15 protein-coding genes are annotated in these 15721 nt (G+C 62.7%); 9 read left to right on the top strand and 6 right to left on the bottom strand.

Annotated elements, in window-relative coordinates; genetic code table 11:
- Positions 1–24 precede the first annotated feature (24 nt).
- From ACVZUB_RS25125 to ACVZUB_RS25105, 5 genes are all read left to right on the top strand, one after another.
- Positions 25–2205 (top strand): acyl-CoA dehydrogenase family protein, encoded by a 2181-nt coding sequence (locus ACVZUB_RS25125; protein WP_482627860.1) that lies wholly within the window; start codon positions 25–27, stop codon positions 2203–2205.
- A 7-nt stretch (positions 2206–2212) separates the two neighbouring features.
- Entirely contained in the window at positions 2213–3415 is a 1203-nt protein-coding gene (locus tag ACVZUB_RS25120) for a lipid-transfer protein (RefSeq protein WP_003940027.1), read from the top strand.
- A complete protein-coding gene (locus ACVZUB_RS25115; RefSeq protein ID WP_482627859.1) occupies positions 3415–4284 on the top strand; it encodes a MaoC/PaaZ C-terminal domain-containing protein in 870 nt (289 codons plus the stop codon). The genes ACVZUB_RS25120 and ACVZUB_RS25115 overlap by 1 nt, the downstream gene beginning before the upstream one ends.
- Complete coding sequence (locus ACVZUB_RS25110) at positions 4284–4934, top strand: PaaI family thioesterase (protein ID WP_003940283.1); 651 nt, start codon at positions 4284–4286, stop codon at positions 4932–4934. Before ACVZUB_RS25115 ends, ACVZUB_RS25110 begins: the two co-directional genes overlap by 1 nt.
- Before the next feature lie 78 nt (positions 4935–5012).
- Positions 5013–5801 (top strand): SDR family NAD(P)-dependent oxidoreductase, encoded by a 789-nt coding sequence (locus ACVZUB_RS25105; RefSeq protein WP_007732675.1) that lies wholly within the window; start codon positions 5013–5015, stop codon positions 5799–5801.
- 31 nt (positions 5802–5832) lie between these two features.
- On the opposite strand, the gene ACVZUB_RS25100 is transcribed toward ACVZUB_RS25105, so the two are convergent.
- Positions 5833–6657: a mycofactocin-coupled SDR family oxidoreductase gene (locus ACVZUB_RS25100; RefSeq protein WP_312637648.1), complete on the bottom strand. Its 825-nt coding sequence runs from the start codon at positions 6655–6657 to the stop codon at positions 5833–5835.
- A gap of 135 nt (positions 6658–6792) precedes the next feature.
- On the opposite strand from ACVZUB_RS25100, the gene ACVZUB_RS25095 reads away from it, so the two are divergent.
- Positions 6793–6948, top strand: coding sequence for a hypothetical protein (locus tag ACVZUB_RS25095; RefSeq protein WP_003940615.1), 156 nt, complete (start codon positions 6793–6795; stop codon positions 6946–6948).
- Between the two features lie 40 nt (positions 6949–6988).
- On the opposite strand, the gene ACVZUB_RS25090 is transcribed toward ACVZUB_RS25095, so the two are convergent.
- The 5 genes from ACVZUB_RS25090 to casG all read right to left on the bottom strand — a co-directional run bounded on the left by ACVZUB_RS25090 (position 6989) and on the right by casG (position 12117).
- Entirely contained in the window at positions 6989–8485 is a 1497-nt protein-coding gene (locus ACVZUB_RS25090; RefSeq protein ID WP_482627858.1) for a DUF222 domain-containing protein, read from the bottom strand.
- 76 nt (positions 8486–8561) lie between these two features.
- Positions 8562–9077: a nuclear transport factor 2 family protein gene (locus ACVZUB_RS25085; protein WP_050656595.1), complete on the bottom strand. Its 516-nt coding sequence runs from the start codon at positions 9075–9077 to the stop codon at positions 8562–8564.
- A 1-nt stretch (position 9078) separates the two neighbouring features.
- Positions 9079–9975 (bottom strand): TIGR03619 family F420-dependent LLM class oxidoreductase, encoded by an 897-nt coding sequence (locus ACVZUB_RS25080; protein ID WP_482627857.1) that lies wholly within the window; start codon positions 9973–9975, stop codon positions 9079–9081.
- Positions 9976–9988: 13 nt separating this feature from the next.
- Entirely contained in the window at positions 9989–10459 is a 471-nt protein-coding gene (locus ACVZUB_RS25075; RefSeq protein ID WP_054827056.1) for a nuclear transport factor 2 family protein, read from the bottom strand.
- Positions 10456–12117: a steroid-24-oyl-CoA synthetase gene (gene casG / locus ACVZUB_RS25070; protein WP_007732670.1), complete on the bottom strand. Its 1662-nt coding sequence runs from the start codon at positions 12115–12117 to the stop codon at positions 10456–10458. Before casG ends, ACVZUB_RS25075 begins: the two co-directional genes overlap by 4 nt.
- Positions 12118–12371: 254 nt before the next feature.
- Here casG and casI point away from each other — a divergent pair, with 254 nt between their 5' ends.
- Genes casI through ACVZUB_RS25055 form a run of 3 tightly spaced genes read left to right on the top strand, consistent with a single transcriptional unit; the run spans position 12372 to position 15708 of the window.
- Positions 12372–14003: a steroid-22-oyl-CoA synthetase gene (casI, locus tag ACVZUB_RS25065; protein WP_482628551.1), complete on the top strand. Its 1632-nt coding sequence runs from the start codon at positions 12372–12374 to the stop codon at positions 14001–14003.
- Positions 14000–14830, top strand: a complete 831-nt coding sequence (locus tag ACVZUB_RS25060) for an SDR family NAD(P)-dependent oxidoreductase (protein ID WP_482627856.1) — start codon at positions 14000–14002, stop codon at positions 14828–14830. The genes casI and ACVZUB_RS25060 overlap by 4 nt, the downstream gene beginning before the upstream one ends.
- Positions 14827–15708 (top strand): LLM class F420-dependent oxidoreductase, encoded by an 882-nt coding sequence (locus tag ACVZUB_RS25055; protein WP_030536995.1) that lies wholly within the window; start codon positions 14827–14829, stop codon positions 15706–15708. Before ACVZUB_RS25060 ends, ACVZUB_RS25055 begins: the two co-directional genes overlap by 4 nt.
- Positions 15709–15721 lie beyond the last annotated feature (13 nt).

Here is a 15721-nt window from a genome sequence, read left to right as displayed (position 1 = left end):
CACTGTCGAATTGACGAGGTAGACATGACTATTGGATTGAGTGAAGAAGATCGTGACCTCCGCGACTCCGTACGGGGCTGGGCGGCGCGTCACGCAACACCCACCGTCGTCCGTGAAGCCGTCGAGGCGAAGGTCGAAACTCGCCCCCAACTCTGGAACGGGCTTGCCGAGCAGGGGCTTCTCGGACTACACGTAGCCGAGGAATTCGGCGGCGCAGGATACGGATTGGTCGAACTCGCCATCGTCGTCGAGGAACTTGGACGCTCGATGGTTCCCGGACCGTTCCTGCCGACGGTAGTGGTCAGCGCTGTTCTCAGCGATGCCGGAGAAACGGACAGACTGCCGACGCTCGTGGATGGCAGCACGCTCGGAGCTGTTGCACTACAGCCGGGTTCGCTGAAGATCACCCGCGACGGCGACAACACCACCCTCAGCGGAACGTCCAGCCTTATTCTCGGCGGCCATGTCGCTGACCTGTTCCTCCTCGCGACGGACAGCGGATTCGTTCTGCTCGGACGTGACCGCCTCGAGGTCACGGACTTGGCCAGCTACGACGTCGTGCGTCGTAACTCCGAGGTCACCGTCGACGGTTTGGTGCTCACCGATTCCGAGATCCTCGCCATCGATACCCAGCGTGTACTGGACATTGCCGCAACACTGTTCGCGGCCGAGGCATCAGGCTTGGCCGACTGGGCAGTCACGACGTCGGCCGACTACGCGAAGGTGCGTCAGCAGTTCGGTCGCCCGATCGGCCAGTTCCAGGGTGTCAAGCACAAGGCTGCACGTATGCTCGCGCTTGCCGAACAGGCACGCGTCTGCGCTTGGGACGCTGCGCGTGCGCTGACTCCCGCCAACGGCGTCGGTGCCGAAGAGGCTTCTCTCGCAGCAGCCGTCGCCGGAGCCACGGCCCTCGAGGCTGGCTTCTCCGTCACGCGTGACTGCATCCAGGTGCTCGGCGGAATCGGCTACACGTGGGAGCACGACGCGCACCTGTACCTGCGCCGCGCGCAGTCCCTGCGAATTCTGCTGGGTTCCACGGCATCCTGGTGTCGTCGCGTTGCCGAGCTGACCATTGCCGGCACCCGTCGCGTGCTCAGCATCGAGTTGCCGCCCGAGGCCGAGGCGGTCCGCGCCGACGTTCGCGCCGAGCTCGGTCCTGCGCTCGAACTCGAAGGTGCCGCGCAGAAGACGTACCTCGCGGAAAAGGGCTACACCGCACCGCACTTCACGGCTCCGTGGGGCAAGTCCGCCGACGCCGTCAGCCAGCTGGTCATCGCCGAAGAACTGCGCGCTGCGAAGATCAAGCCGCACGACATGATCATCGGCAACTGGGTCATCCCGACGCTCATCGCGCACGGCAACGAAGAGCAGCTCGCCAAGTTCGTCCCGCCGTCACTGCGCGGGGACATCGTCTGGTGTCAGCTCTTCTCCGAGCCCGGCGCAGGTTCCGACCTCGCCGCGCTGAGTACAAAGGCCACCAAGGTCGACGGTGGCTGGAAGTTGCAGGGCCAGAAGGTGTGGACGTCGATGGCACGCGACGCGCACTGGGGAATCTGCCTCGCGCGCACCGACGCCGACGCACCCAAGCACAAGGGCCTGTCCTACTTCCTCATCGACATCAAGAACAGTGGTCTCGACATTCGTCCGCTGCGCGAGATCACCGGTGAAGCACTGTTCAACGAAGTCTTCTTCGACGACGTCTTCGTTCCCGACGAGTGCCTGGTCGGCGAGCCAGGCGACGGCTGGAAGCTCGCTCGCACCACGCTGGCCAACGAGCGTGTCTCGCTGTCCAACGACTCGTCGCTCGGATCGGGTGGCGAGGCTCTTCTGAGCCTGGTCGACGGACTGCCCGGTGGCATCGACGACGAGCAGCTGACCGTGCTCGGAAAGGTGCTGTGCGACGCGCAATCCGGTGGTCTGCTCGGTCTGCGCACCACGCTGCGCTCGCTCACCGGCGCGCAGCCGGGTGCCGAATCCTCGGTGGCGAAGCTGATCGGTGTCGAGCACATCCAGCAGGTCTGGGACGTGGCAATGGAGTGGGCCGGACCGAGTTCACTTCTGGGCGAACAGCATCGGATGTCTGCAACCCAGATGTTCTTGAACTCGCAGTGCATGTCCATCGCGGGTGGTACAACCAATGTTCAGCTCAACATCATCGGTGAGCGAATCCTGGGTCTGCCTCGCGACCCTGAACCGGGAAAGTGACCTGCACATGAGCAATCGCACCTTCGTCATCGGCGTCGGCATGACCAAGTTCGAGAAGATCGAGACCCGCGACTGGGAATACCCGGACATGGTGACCGAAGCCGTCTCGAATGCCCTGACCGATGCCGGGATCGGCTACGGCCAGATTCAGCGTGCTGCGGTCGGTTACGTGTTCAACGCGTCGACAGCAGGACAGCGAGCTCTCTACGAGACCGGTCTGACCGGCATTCCGATCTTCAACGTCAACAACAACTGCGCGACCGGCTCGACGGCGCTGATGATGGCGCGCGAGTGGGTCCAGGCCGGACAAGCCGAGTGCGCCTTGGCCGTCGGCTTCGAGAAGATGACCAAAACGGCGTTGACCGGTAACGGTGAGATGCCCAAGGTCACGACCTTGGACTCTCAGCTGAAGATCATGGTCGAGGATTACGGGTTCGCCCGATCGCCGATGACAGCTCAGCTGTTCGGTAACGCTGCCGTCGAGCACATGAAGAAGTACGGCACCACGGTCGAGCAGATCGCAGCGGTGGCGGTCAAGAATCACAAGCATTCGGTGAACAATCCGTACGCACAGTTCCGTGACGAGTACACCCTCGAACAGGTACTCGGCGACAAGATGATTCACGAGCCGCTGACACGTTCGCAGTGCTCGCCGACCTCGGACGGCGCCGGAGCCGCGATCGTCGTGAGCGAGAAGTTCGTGCGTGAGCACGGCCTCGAAGACCGGGCGATCGAAATCGTCGCACAGGCGTTGACCACTGACACCGAGGCAGCGTTCGCCGAGAAGTCGATGATCGACGTGGTCGGCGCGCCGATGACGGCAGCTGCGGCAGAGCAGGTCTTCGCGCAGGCCGGGATCACCATCGATGACGTCGACGTCATCGAACTGCACGACTGCTTCGCGATCAACGAGATCATCACCTACGAGGGCCTGGGGATGTGCGCGGTCGGAGAAGGCGGAAAGCTCGTCGAATCCGGCGCGACCACGTACGGCGGCCAGTGGGTCGTCAACCCGTCGGGTGGTTTGATCTCGAAGGGACACCCGCTGGGCGCGACGGGCTTGGCGCAGTGCGCCGAACTCACGTGGCAGCTCCGGGGGACCGCGGATGCGCGGCAGGTCGAAGGCGCTCGTATTGGCTTGCAACACAACCTCGGACTGGGCGGCGCGTGCGTCGTGACGGTCTACCGAGCCGGAACTTTGGAGAACTGATGGCTATCGATCTCGAGGTGGCGTTGGCCGCCGAACCGACTGTGCGCGAGGCGTCGTGGACCGATCGCGACGTCATGCTCTACCAATTGGGACTCGGGGGAGGGGTGAATGCTCTCGATCCCGCCGAACTGACCTGGGTGTACGAAAAGGGGCTGAAGGTACTCCCGACGTTTGCAATGGTTGCAGGCCAGGGAGTTTCGGCGGGTGTACTGCCCGCACCGTCGATGAGTATGCCGGGAATCGACATCGATCTGCGAAAGATCCTGCACGGTGGGCAGTCGCTGGCACTTCACGCGCCCATCCCGTCGACGGGTGCTGCCCGTATTTCCTCTCGGGTCGCCGATGTCTGGGACAAGGGTAAGGCAGCTGTGATCGTTCTCGAGACGGCGGCCGAGGACCTGGACGGGAATCCGTTATGGACCACCGGAATGCAGATCTGGGCGCGCGGCGAAGGTGGATTCGGCGGCAACGCCGGACCCGAAGTTGTTGCCGGGGTGCCTGATCGAGCGCCCGACAAGGTACTGACGTCGAGCACGAGTCCCTCACAGGCGCTGGTGTACCGACTCAGTGGAGACATGAACCCGCTGCACGCTGATCCCTCCTTCGCGAAGATGGCGGGCTTCGATGCACCGATTCTGCACGGCCTCGCGTCGTACGGCATCGTCTGCAAGGCCGTGGTAGACGGGATTCTCGACGGAGATCCGACGCGGGTGAAGAACTACTCGGTGCGGTTTGCCGGTTCGCTCTTCCCCGGCGAATCCATCACCACCTCGGTATGGCAGGACGGCAACACACTGACGTTGGCGGCGACGTGCCCCGAACGCGAGAACTCCCCGGTTCTCACGCACGCAACAATGGAGATCAACTGATGGACCTCGGTTCGCACCCCACAGCAGCGACACATCCGGGCGGCACGATTCTGACGTCGCCGCCGCAGGACGCCCCGGTCGACCGGGCCACGGCAGCAGCGCGTCGCGTTGTCGACGCGATGCTGCGCACCGACCGCGGAAACGCCAATTTGGACCGGGTTGCGGAGGAGCTCAACAGCATTGCAGAGCATCTCGAACAGCACTCACCCGAGGTGGCCGAGCGGTTGATCGACATGTGGAACGGTGAGGGCGTGACTCGTCACGACCCCGTGACCGGCCCCGAGAACGCCATTGCGCCGCCGCTCGTACTGGAAGGGCTCGCTGACGGGTCGGTGCAGGGAGTGGTCACGTTGACGCTGCCGTACCAGGGCCCTCCCGGCCATGTGCACGGCGGTGTTTCGGCGCTGCTGCTCGATCACGTTCTCGGCGTCGCGAACGCCTGGGGTGGAACTTCCGGCATGACAGCACAATTGAGCACTCGGTACCATCGCCCGACTCCGCTGTTCGAGCCCCTCACGATCAGCGGCAAATTCCTGTCCAAGGACGGCCGCAAGATTCACACCGTCGGTGAGATCAAAACTGCGGACGGCGAATTGTGTGTGTCGGTAGAGGGACTGTTCATCGACAAGACCGTGCCGCGCCCCAGGTAGGGGCTTCGCCCCCGTGCGCCTTTTTGGTAGTGGGAACTACCAAAAAGGCGCACAGGGGTTCTGACGAAGGAGGGCCCAGTGGGCAAGCTCGACGGACGTGTAGCAGTGGTCACCGGTGCCGGTATGGGCATCGGGCGCGGAGTGGCGGGCGCGTTCGCGCGTGAAGGCGCGTCGGTGTTGGTTGCCGAGATCGACGAGGCAGCGGGCCTCGAAACCACCCAGTGGTTGCGGGACGAATGGGGCGCGGAGGCGGAATTCGTCCGGACCGACGTCACTGACAAAGCTCAGGTTGTTGCCATGGTCGACAAGTCCGTCGAGCGGTTCGGACGCCTCGACATCCTGGTCAACAATGCTTGGCGGACTTTCGGTTTCGCTCGGCTCGAGAAGATGACCGACGAGCAATTGCGCGGCGGTTTCGACATGGCAGTGATGGCGGCATTCTGGGCGATGCAGGCTGCCCTGCCGGAACTGGAGCGACACGGCACGGGCCGCGTGATCAACATGTGCAGCCTCAACGGCGTGAATGCTCACATGTACTCGGTGCAGTACAACGCGGCGAAGGAAGCATTGCGAACCCTGACTCGCACTGCTGCCCGCGAGTGGGCTCCCAAGCAGGTGAACTGCAACGTCATCTGTCCCGGTGCGCAGAGTGCGGCGTATAAGCGTGTCGCCGAAGCCAATCCGGAGAACGTGGCAGTGATGGCCGCACAGAACCCGATGGGGCGGATCGGCGATCCCCTCGACGACATCGGCCCCGTTGCGGCCTTCCTGGCAAGTGACGACAGCCGTTACGTCACCGGCAACACCCTCTTCGTCGACGGTGGTGGGCACATCAACGGCGTGCAGTGGGCGCCGACCGTCGACTGATCGACGGCGACTCGGCCGGTGTATCCGGCATCTATTTGGCCGTGAACCCGGCGTCGACCGGCAACGCGATACCTGTGACGTATCGAGCCTGATCCGAAACCAGCCAGGCTATCGCGTTGCTGACGTCGGCAGCTTCGATCAACTCGACATTCAAGAGGTTGCCCACGTCGGCTCCGCTCGATGTCGGGGAGTCCGCAAACAGCTTCGCGACCGCATCGTTGACGACCATCGGTGTATTCGCGCCAGTCGGGTGCACGGAGTTGACACGAATATTGTGGGGAGCAAGCCAGTGCGACCACGTGCGCCCAAGCCCCACGATGGCGTGTTTACTCGCGCAGTAGCCGTCGGATCCGCCGGTGCCGTCACCTCCACGACCGACAAGTCCCAGAGTTGATCCGGTAAGGACTATTGCGCCACCTGTACCTTGTTCGATCATCGCGGGCACTGCGGCCTGGACGGTATTCCAGACGCCGAATAGGTTGACCTCCATCTGGTCGCGGAAGGCGCGAGCATCGTCGATATCCGGGGACATCATGCCGATACCGGCGTTGGCCAGGACGATGTCGACGCTGCCCAGCTCCGCAATTCCTTCGGATACCGCAGTTCGCAGTGCGGACAGATCGCGAACATCCACTTCTCGCGCGACGATACTTCGTCCCAGGTTCTCGACCGCTGCTGTTGTCTGCCGCAAATCGTCGGCGGTTCCCATCGGGTAGGCCACCGATTCGATCTGACGGCAGATGTCGAGCGCAATGATGTTCGCGCCCTCCTGCGCCAATCGCACGGCGTGGCTCCTGCCCTGACCTCGGGCGGCCCCGGTGATCAGTGCGGTTTTGCCTTCCAACTGTCCGGGCATGCGTGCTCCGTCCGTCGTGAATCATGATTACTCGGTCATGAGTACTGACCCGAGGGGACGGCGAAATTCGTCGCCGGCGACGTAGTCTGAGTTCAGTTACAGCGGGAACTCGCTTCGGAAGAGAAAAGGCTCGGGATGTCCGATTGGGTGAAGAAGGTCGAAGCTGAAGCCAAAGGGCTCCTCGCCGAGGCGGAAGAAGAGCTGACCGTCCTCGAAGGTGTCGACACCATAGATCCGCTTGCCGACGACGATCCGGCACCAGAAGACGGCACCAAGCCGACGTCAGACTGACCCAGCGACCCGTCGGCGCGCCTCGACACCGCTCGGTATCTCAGAACGGTGGCGGGTCGTCCCCGTAGTCGATGGGTTCTCGGCGGGCTCGCGGTGATTTCCGCCGCTTGTATTGAACGTGCTCCTCTGCTCGTTTCTGTATCCGTCGGCGCTGGCGATTGCGTTCACTCTGGATACGGGCAGCTTTGTTCTCCGCCTGGGTCCGCCGATTTCGACCGCCCTGGGGCGGTGTCGGTTCGTGCGATCCAGCCATCAGTCCTGCGGGTCGCGTTCGGTAACAATGCCCGGTCGGCGACGTCAGCGACATGGTCCGATCCTCGTTCGACGCGAACCGCCACCGGTCGGAATGCTTGAGGCGATGATGGTTGCGGCAGAACGCACTCATATTCGACGCGATCGTTTTACCGCCGCATTCGGGGTCGCCGTGATGGAACGGTTCATTGTGGTCCAGATCGGAATTCCAGGCCGGGACATCACAATGCAGCCATTGGCAGCTGCCCGCGATGATCCGTAACCAGGTATCGAGAACGGCGCCCGGTCGGTAGACGCGCGCCGAAGCAGGCACCGGCTCTGCGACGTCATCAGCAGGTGCTCGGACGTTTCGAATTACGGCGTCACGGGCGATATCGCGAGCATGCTCAGCGCTGATCACCCCGTACCCGTCGAGGTGGGCGGGCTCGCCGCCACCGTGCAGAGTGGAATCAGTCATCACGACGTGAACCACGGGCCGACGAACGACAACACCACCGCTACGATCCTGCGGGCAATCAGCTCGGCCACAGTTGCACGGCAAGAATTGTGATCCGTTGGTCAACTCGAAGAGCGCGTCGGCTCGTCGCTGCTCGTACGTTCGAGAGTCGTTTCGGCATACCGACACTGCCAACTCGCGTAGTCGGCCGTTGAATGCCCGAGCCTGCTCTGCCGGAACGCTTCCCAAGATCTTTGCCATCCCGTCCTCGGCAGCGCTGACCCCGACGAAGCGATCGGTGAGAGCACGGCGTCGGCGTTCTCGCATACCTTCCGGGTCCACCATCGCCACGATCCGATCGATCGCCGCTGTCAGTCGTCTTCCCGTCAAGCCCGTTCCGCCTGCTGCTGGTGGGGCGAGAACCTGCTCGAGCAGTAGTCGTTCCACCTCGTCGATCAATTCGTCTTTCACGTTCGCGGTCGCGGAATCGATCAAACCAACTCGGTACAGATCCAACTCGCCACGCGCCATCGCCGCTCGAGTGCGATGCAGACGAGTCCTTAACGAGAACCCCAACCCGATCAGCTTGCCGGCAGCCGCGCGACCCATCGTCAGTGACGCACCGACTTCCGACTCCGCCAACTCGTGTGCGGTCGACGACCACGCACCACTGGCGACATGCTCCGAGCTTCGCCGCGAAAAGAACTCGGCAATCACAGCGAGCTTGCGTTCGACCAGCATCGCCTCGCATGCATGCAGATCGGTCATGAGATCAACCAGCGCACAATCAGTTTCGGTACCGGTCAGCTGTGCTGAGATACCGAAGAGCTCTATCGTGGGGTTGACCATGCATCGATCTTATTCGAATATGCGTTCGAATGGCGTCGAATTCTTGAATCAGTCGGAATAGTCGGTTTCCTGAATTTCAGTGCATCTCAAGGGTTAGTCGTAGTGCGGTGAGCGGATCCGAGGCATCTCGACGCCCACGCGGACCAGGCCCTTCGGGGTTGACGAAGCGGCCCTCGTCCGAGCGAGTCCACTCGCGTACGGCCCATCTCTCCTTGATCGCCCAACGGCCGTCGCGCCGCTCCATGTGGTCGATGAACCGCGCACCACTGGTGAAGTTGATCATTCCGATGTCTTCGGGCCCGCCCCAGTGTGTGGACATCGAATACGCCTCGCTGATCGCGTGGTCGCCGTGCAGTTCGACCAGGTGGTTGCCGATGTGGTGCATCGTGCCGCCGATCGCGGAGAGTTTTGTTGTGGCCCAGGCGATGTACTCGTCGATGGTGCCGTCGAATCCGGTGTGATGGTCGATCGCGTCCGGGTGGTAGGCGCTGCGGACGAGATCGAAGTCGAGGCGATCGATGCCGCGGCAGTACGTCAGAACCACCTCACGAATTGCCTGCTTGTCGATGAGATCCTGCAGTGCCCGGTCCATGTCATGCCTCCTTGATGCTGGTCATCCAGTCGAGTAATTCCGGTAGTTCTTCGGCAGCGCAATCGAATACGGCAGGCCGAAGCACCACGGCAGACGCGCCGCGGTCGGACCAGTCCAGGACCTTGTCAGCGGTTGCCGAGAGGTCGACGGACCGATTGTCGCGCCGAACCGGCGCCGCAGACACTTGCACACGTGCGGTATCCGGCTCGCGGTCGTGGGCTTCGAACGTGTTGCGCAGCAATGTGACACTGTCGGTGAACGTTCCCAGGTCGGTCGGGTTCACGGTCCAACCGTCGGCGACGCGTGCTATGCGGTCGAAGTTCCGCCGGCTTGGTCCGAAACCGAAGAGCACCGGTACGCGATTTTGGATCGACAGCGGGAGGCTGTGGTAGTTCTCGAAGGCGAAGTCGCGTCCCTTGAAGGTGGCCGGAGCATTGGTCCACAGTTCGCGACACGCTGCGACAGCCTCCTCCATGCGCCCGAATCGCGCGTCGAAAGGCATGTTGGTAGCGGTGTATTCGGCTTCTTGCCAACCGACGCCGAAACCCATGACGGCTCGACCTTCGGACAATGAGTCGAGAGTTGCAACCTGTTTGGCAAGCAGGGCGGCTGGGCGAACAGTGGCGATCAGAACCGATACTCCGAGGCGAGCGCGTTCGGTCACTGCGGCGATCGAGGAAAGAAGTGAAATCGGTTCGTACCAAGGGTGATCCAACGGGAACAAGAAGTTGTGTTCGGCTACCCGCTGAGCGTGTGCTTCGGCATTGAACCCGAGATGATCGCCGGTGCAGATCAGATCGATCCCGGCACGGTCAGCACGCGCGGCGAAGTCCAGAACCGGGCGAATCTTGCCGTCGAACAGGGCCTCGAGGCCCAAGATGTTGACGCCGATTTCCACAGTCGTCGTTCCTCTACAGTGCCCGCTTGGCATGCGCGGACATCTCGCCCATGTTGTCCAGACAGAAGAGTCTCGAGCTGAACTGCCACGACCCGTCGACGCAGGTGAAGCGATCGAAGTAGCGCCCCGCCAGAATAGGTTGCAGGGCAAGATCTTCGGTACCTTGGATGACCGTGACGTACGAGAGTGCCGTCGCTGATTCACCGTCGACTGCGATTCGCGTGTTGGTCAGCAGATGTTTGGTTCGTGGAACCGGCGGATCACCGTACATTCGAATAAAGCCGCTGCAGGCTGCGAACACTGCGTCGGCGTCGGACGAAATGAGCGTGATGGCAACCCCGTCCGGCCCGCACTGCCCGTAGTCGGACGAGGCGAACAATGCAGCGACTTCACGCAATCGGCCCTGATCGATCAGATGCGTGTACTCGCAGAGCAGGTCACGGATCGCCGACTCGGCGACGATCCGTGACAGCTCCGTAGTCATACGGTGATCTCGCGCCGAACCATCTTGCCGGTTGCATTGCGAGGCAACAGATCGCTGGTGATGCGCCACTTCGACGGCACCTTGAAGTAGGACAGTCGCTCGGCGGCGTAATCACGCAGCTCCGCCTCCGTTGTGGCGGCTCCGGGACGCAGGACGACCACGGCGGACACTTCCTGGCCGAGGTCGGGGTGCGGCATGCCGATGACAGCGCACTCGATCACGTCGGGGTGTTCGTCGAGCGTCTGCTCGATCTCGGTGGGGTAGACGTTCTCGCCGCCGCGCAGGATCAGGTCGGAACGGCGACCGGTGAGACGGAGACGCCCGTTCTCGATGACGCCGAAATCGCCGGTGCGGAGCCAGCGTCCGGGGGCAATTGCCGACTCGGTCGCCTCGTCGTTCTCCCAGTATCCGAGCATGACGAAGGGGCTGCGTACGCACACTTCACCTTCGATGCCGTCCGGCAGCCATTCGCCGAAGGGATCGCGAATCTCCATCGAGACGGTGATGATCGGACGCCCGAGAGTGCCTGGGAACTCTTCGAGTTCGGCGCCGACGGCGACCGCAATGGCGGTGCTGCATTCGGTGAGGCCGTAGCTGTCGACCAGAGCATTGCGTGCGAACGGCACCTGCTCCTTGAGGCGTTCTTTGAACGCGGGCGACGACGGCGCGGATGCCAGCGAGAATGCAGTCAGCGAAGAGACGTCGTACTTGGCGATGTTGCCGTGCTCGAGTAGCCGCGATGCCATCGTGGGGACAGCACCCCAGTTGGTGACACGCTCGCGTTCGACCAACCCGAGCACCTTGTCGACGTCGAATCCGCCCTCGGTCAGGATGACGGCACTGCCCGTCGCGAGACGGGGAACCACCAGATTGTGAAGGCTGGCGATGTGGAAGAGCGGGGAGGTGAGTAGATAACGCAGTGGGCTCGGCTTGGAAGCGTCGTACTCACGGCCGGTGAATGCGGCGCCGATCGCGTCGCTGTACTTGTGGTAGTCGACGACGGCCATCACGTTGCGGTGCGAATGGAGTGCGCCCTTGGGGCGGCCGCTGGTACCACTGGTGAACAGGATGACGGCGGGGTCGTCCTCGTCGATGTCGGTGCTCGGCACGTCGGAGCCTGCATACTCCGCGATGAGCGCGGGCAGATCCTCTTCCATGGTGAGGACCGTGATGTCTGCCGGCAGTTCGGGGAGGGCGGCGCCGCGCTTGGCATCCACGACCAGAACCTTCGGACGTGAGAGCTCGATCCCGTGGGTGACCTCGCGTGGAACCCACCAACCGTTGAGTCCGACAGCGATCGCGCCGAGCGCCTGCGTCGCGAAGAACGTCATGACCCATTCGGGAGTGTTGGCAGCGAGGATGCCCACACGGTCGCCCTTGCGGACTCCGTACTTGTCCCGCAGAGCAGTTGCCAGCGCGGCAACGGAATCGGCATGCTCGGTGAACGAGATTCGACGATCGCTGGTGACGAGATAGTCGCCGTCGCCCCAGGCGCGAGATGCCGAGATGAGTTCACCGATGGCGTGACCGCGGTTCTTCATCACAGGCATGACGGTGCCGAGAACCTCTTCTTCGACGATCTCGAATGGCCCACCTGGACCGGTGAGGCGTGAGACCGCCTGGTCCAGAAGCAACTGCGGATCTGCGGGGGCAGTCATGGAATGGCCTTTCGTATTGTGGCGCTTTTCACGTCACAAAATCTCACGAGAAAATCATATCTGTGGCGGCGGTTACCACTGAGCGAGACTGGGACGGTTCCGGCTCTGAGGCGTCGATACGTTCGAGTCGTATCGCAGTTGGAGTAATCGACATTCCGATATCGACTAGGACACAGGACACGATGACGAACACCGCCACCGAAGCATCTTCGAATGCAGCTCTTGCAGCTCCTCAGCGCGAGGACGTCGCGCAGATGTTGATCGACCGTCTCGGTGATCAGCACCTGGGTCTGCGGACGCGGACGCAGGACTGGAGCTGGGACGAGGTGGTGCGCGAGAGCGCAGCGCGCGGCTCGCTGGCGAAGTCGCTTCGCGCGCCCGGACCGTTTCACATCGGAGTTCTTCTCGAGAACGATCCGGAGTTCCTGTTCTGGCTCGGCGGCGCGGCCCTGACCGGGGCCACGATCGTCGGCATCAATCCGACCAGGCGTGGAGCTGAACTCGAGGCTGAGGTCCGGTACGTCGACTGCCAGCTGATCGTCACCGACAAAGCAGGCTACGAGAAGCTTGCCGGCCTGGACCTCGGGCTGACCGAAGATCGTTTCGTCCTGGTCGACGACGCGTCGTACCCGGACAGGATTGCAGCACATCACGTCGAGTCGCCTCAGATCGACCTCGGTGTCGACGCGTCGACGCTGTTCTTGCTTCTCTTCACCTCGGGCACCACCGGAATGTCCAAGGCAGTGCGGTGCAGCCAGGGGCGTCTGACGCGGTTGGCCTACGCGAACTGCGCCAAGTACGACATCGACCGCGACGACGTCTGCTACTGCTGCATGCCGCTCTTCCACGGCAACGCGTTGATGGCTCTGTGGGCGCCGGCCCTTTCGCAGGGAGCTACGGTCTGCCTCGTTCGTAAGTTCACGGCCTCGGGATTCATGCCGGACATTCGGTTCTACGGCGCAACGTATTTCACCTACGTCGGTAAGGCCTTGGGGTATCTCATGGCGACGCCGGAACTGCCCGACGACATCGAGAACACCCTCACCCACGGCTTCGGGACCGAGGCGTCGCCGGGGGACAAGGCAGAGTTCATCCGTCGTTTCGGTGCACAACTTTTCGAGGGATACGGTTCGAGTGAAGGTGCCGGTTCAGTAGTGCTCGATCCGAACCAACCTGCCGGAGCGCTGGGCCGTCCCGCGAGCGAGAACATCGTCATCGTCGATCCCGATACGCGCGAAGAGCGACCCCGCGCAATTCTCGACGAGCACGGTCACGTGCTGAACCCCGACGAATCCATCGGCGAGATGGTCGACAAGGCCGGATCGAAGAAGTTCGAGGGGTACTACAAGAACGAAGACGCGATCGCCGAGAAGATTCGCCACGGTTGGTACTGGACAGGCGATCTCGGCTACGTCGACGAGGCCGGCTTCATCTATTTCGCGGGACGCAAGGGCGACTGGATCCGCGTCGACGGTGAGAACACCTCGGCTTTGATGATCGAGCACATCCTGCGTCGGCACCCCAAAGTGATTGCCACGGGTGTCTTCGCGGTACCGGATCCGCGTTCGGGTGATCAGGTCATGGCTGCGATCGAGGTCGCCGATCTCGCCGATTTCGATCCGGTCGAGTTCGCCGACTACCTTGCCGCGCAGGCGGATCTGGGTACCAAGGCAGCGCCACGATTTGTTCGCGTTTCGACCGACCTGCCCGTCACGGGCTCCAACAAGGTACTCAAACGTGAACTTCAAGCCGATCGCTGGCGGACCGACGAACCAGTGTTCCACTGGGTGGGCCGAGGCACTCCCGAATACACGTTGATGACCGAAGCTGACGTGGTGAACCTGGAGAAGGAGTTCGAGACGCACGGCCGCACGCGGTTCCTGTGAGTGAAGTTGCGCTGGTGACCGGCGCTTCCCGGGGGATCGGCCGAGAGTGCGCGCTGGCATTCGCGCGCGCCGGATTCGACGTTGCAATCACTGCTCGCACCGTTGGTGAAGGAGAGGGGCGGGCAGCCCCGCGAACGAGGCAAGGCGAGCAAGTGATTCCGGTGCCCGGCAGCCTGGAGACGACGGTTGCCGAGATCGAGTCCTTCGGTGTGCGCGCATTGGCCGTTCCGATGAACCTGCTCGATCTGGCATCCGTCCGCGGCGCCGGTGAACGGGTGCTGGCCGAGTGGGGACGCGTCGACGTGCTGGTGAACAACGCCTATGCGCAGACGGTCGGAAACATGGACCGGGTGCTCGACATCGAGATCGACGACGCTCAGGCGATGGCGATCGGGAATTATCTGCACCAACTCGCTCTGGTCCAGGTGATACTCCCGTCGATGATCAAGAGCGGCAACGGCGTAGTGGTCAATCTGGCATCGGGCTCGGCGACCATGGATCCGCCTGCGCCTCCCGGCGAGGGTGGTTGGGGTCTGTCGTACGCCGCGTCGAAGGCGTCGTTCGGACGTATTGCCGGAGCGATCAACTCCGAGTACCGAGACGCCGGAATCAAAGCGTTCAACCTGAGTCCGGGATTTGTCATCACGGAATCAGGGAAAGCCCGTGGTGGCGCGGACGCAATCGTGGACGCCGGATTTGCGGCCACACCGGCATCCGTACCCGCTGCAGCGGCGGTGTGGCTTGCAACAGATCCCGATGCGGACCGGTACCTCGGTCGCGTCGTGGATGGTCCGAAATTGATGGCGACACTGGAGGAAACGGTATGAAGCTCGGCGTGGTCGTTCCGGTCGAACTGGGTCGAAGCGGAGACCCTGATTGGATTCTGCAATTCGCCCGTGCGGCCGAGTCGCTGGGTTTCGACGAGATCTCGGCAGTGGAGCACTCGGTGGTCATCGCCGACACCGAGAGCGAGTACCCCTATTCTCCGACCGGAAAATCGCATCTTCCCGATGACTGCGACATCCCGGATCCGCTCGAACTGCTTTCGTTCGTGGCGGGTGCCACAACCACTTTGGGCTTGTCCACTGGAGTTCTGGTACTGCCCAATCACAATCCGGTAGTGCTCGCCAAACGATTGGCGACGCTCGATCGCCTTTCCGGTGGGCGATTGCGCATCTGCCTCGGCCTGGGGTGGATGAAGGAAGAGATCGAGGCGTGCGGCGGTGACTTCGAGCGCCGCGGCAAGGTAGCCGATGAGGCCATCGCGGTGATGCGTTCACTCTGGGCGGGCAAGGAAGCGGTCGATTTCGACGGCGATTACTTCTCGTTCAAGGGTGCATACAGCTGGCCGAAGCCGCACCGCGAATCCGGAGTTCCGCTCTACATCGGTGGACACAGTCTCGCTGCTGCTCGGCGAGCAGGCCGATTGGGTGACGGTTTCCAGCCGCTGGGACTGGCCGGTGAAGATCTCGACAAGGCCGTAGCAGCGATGAAAGCTGCTGCGGTGAAGGCAGATCGAGATCCTGCCGACGTCTCGCTGGTACTCGGTGCGACACTGCCCAGGCTCGACGAAGCGAAACTCGAGTGGGCACGCGGGTTGGGAGCCGATCGAATCGTGCTGTCCGCCAGTCGTCGTGGCACGTCGCTGGAACTGATCATCGACGAAATGGCCGAATGCTCGAAGCGGCTGGGGCTGAGTAACTAGGAGTGCGGGCGTG

This window comes from Rhodococcus sp. OS5 (assembly GCF_056837585.1).
Note: the sequence above shows the minus strand (reverse complement) of the source record. Positions and strands in the feature narration are given on the sequence as shown.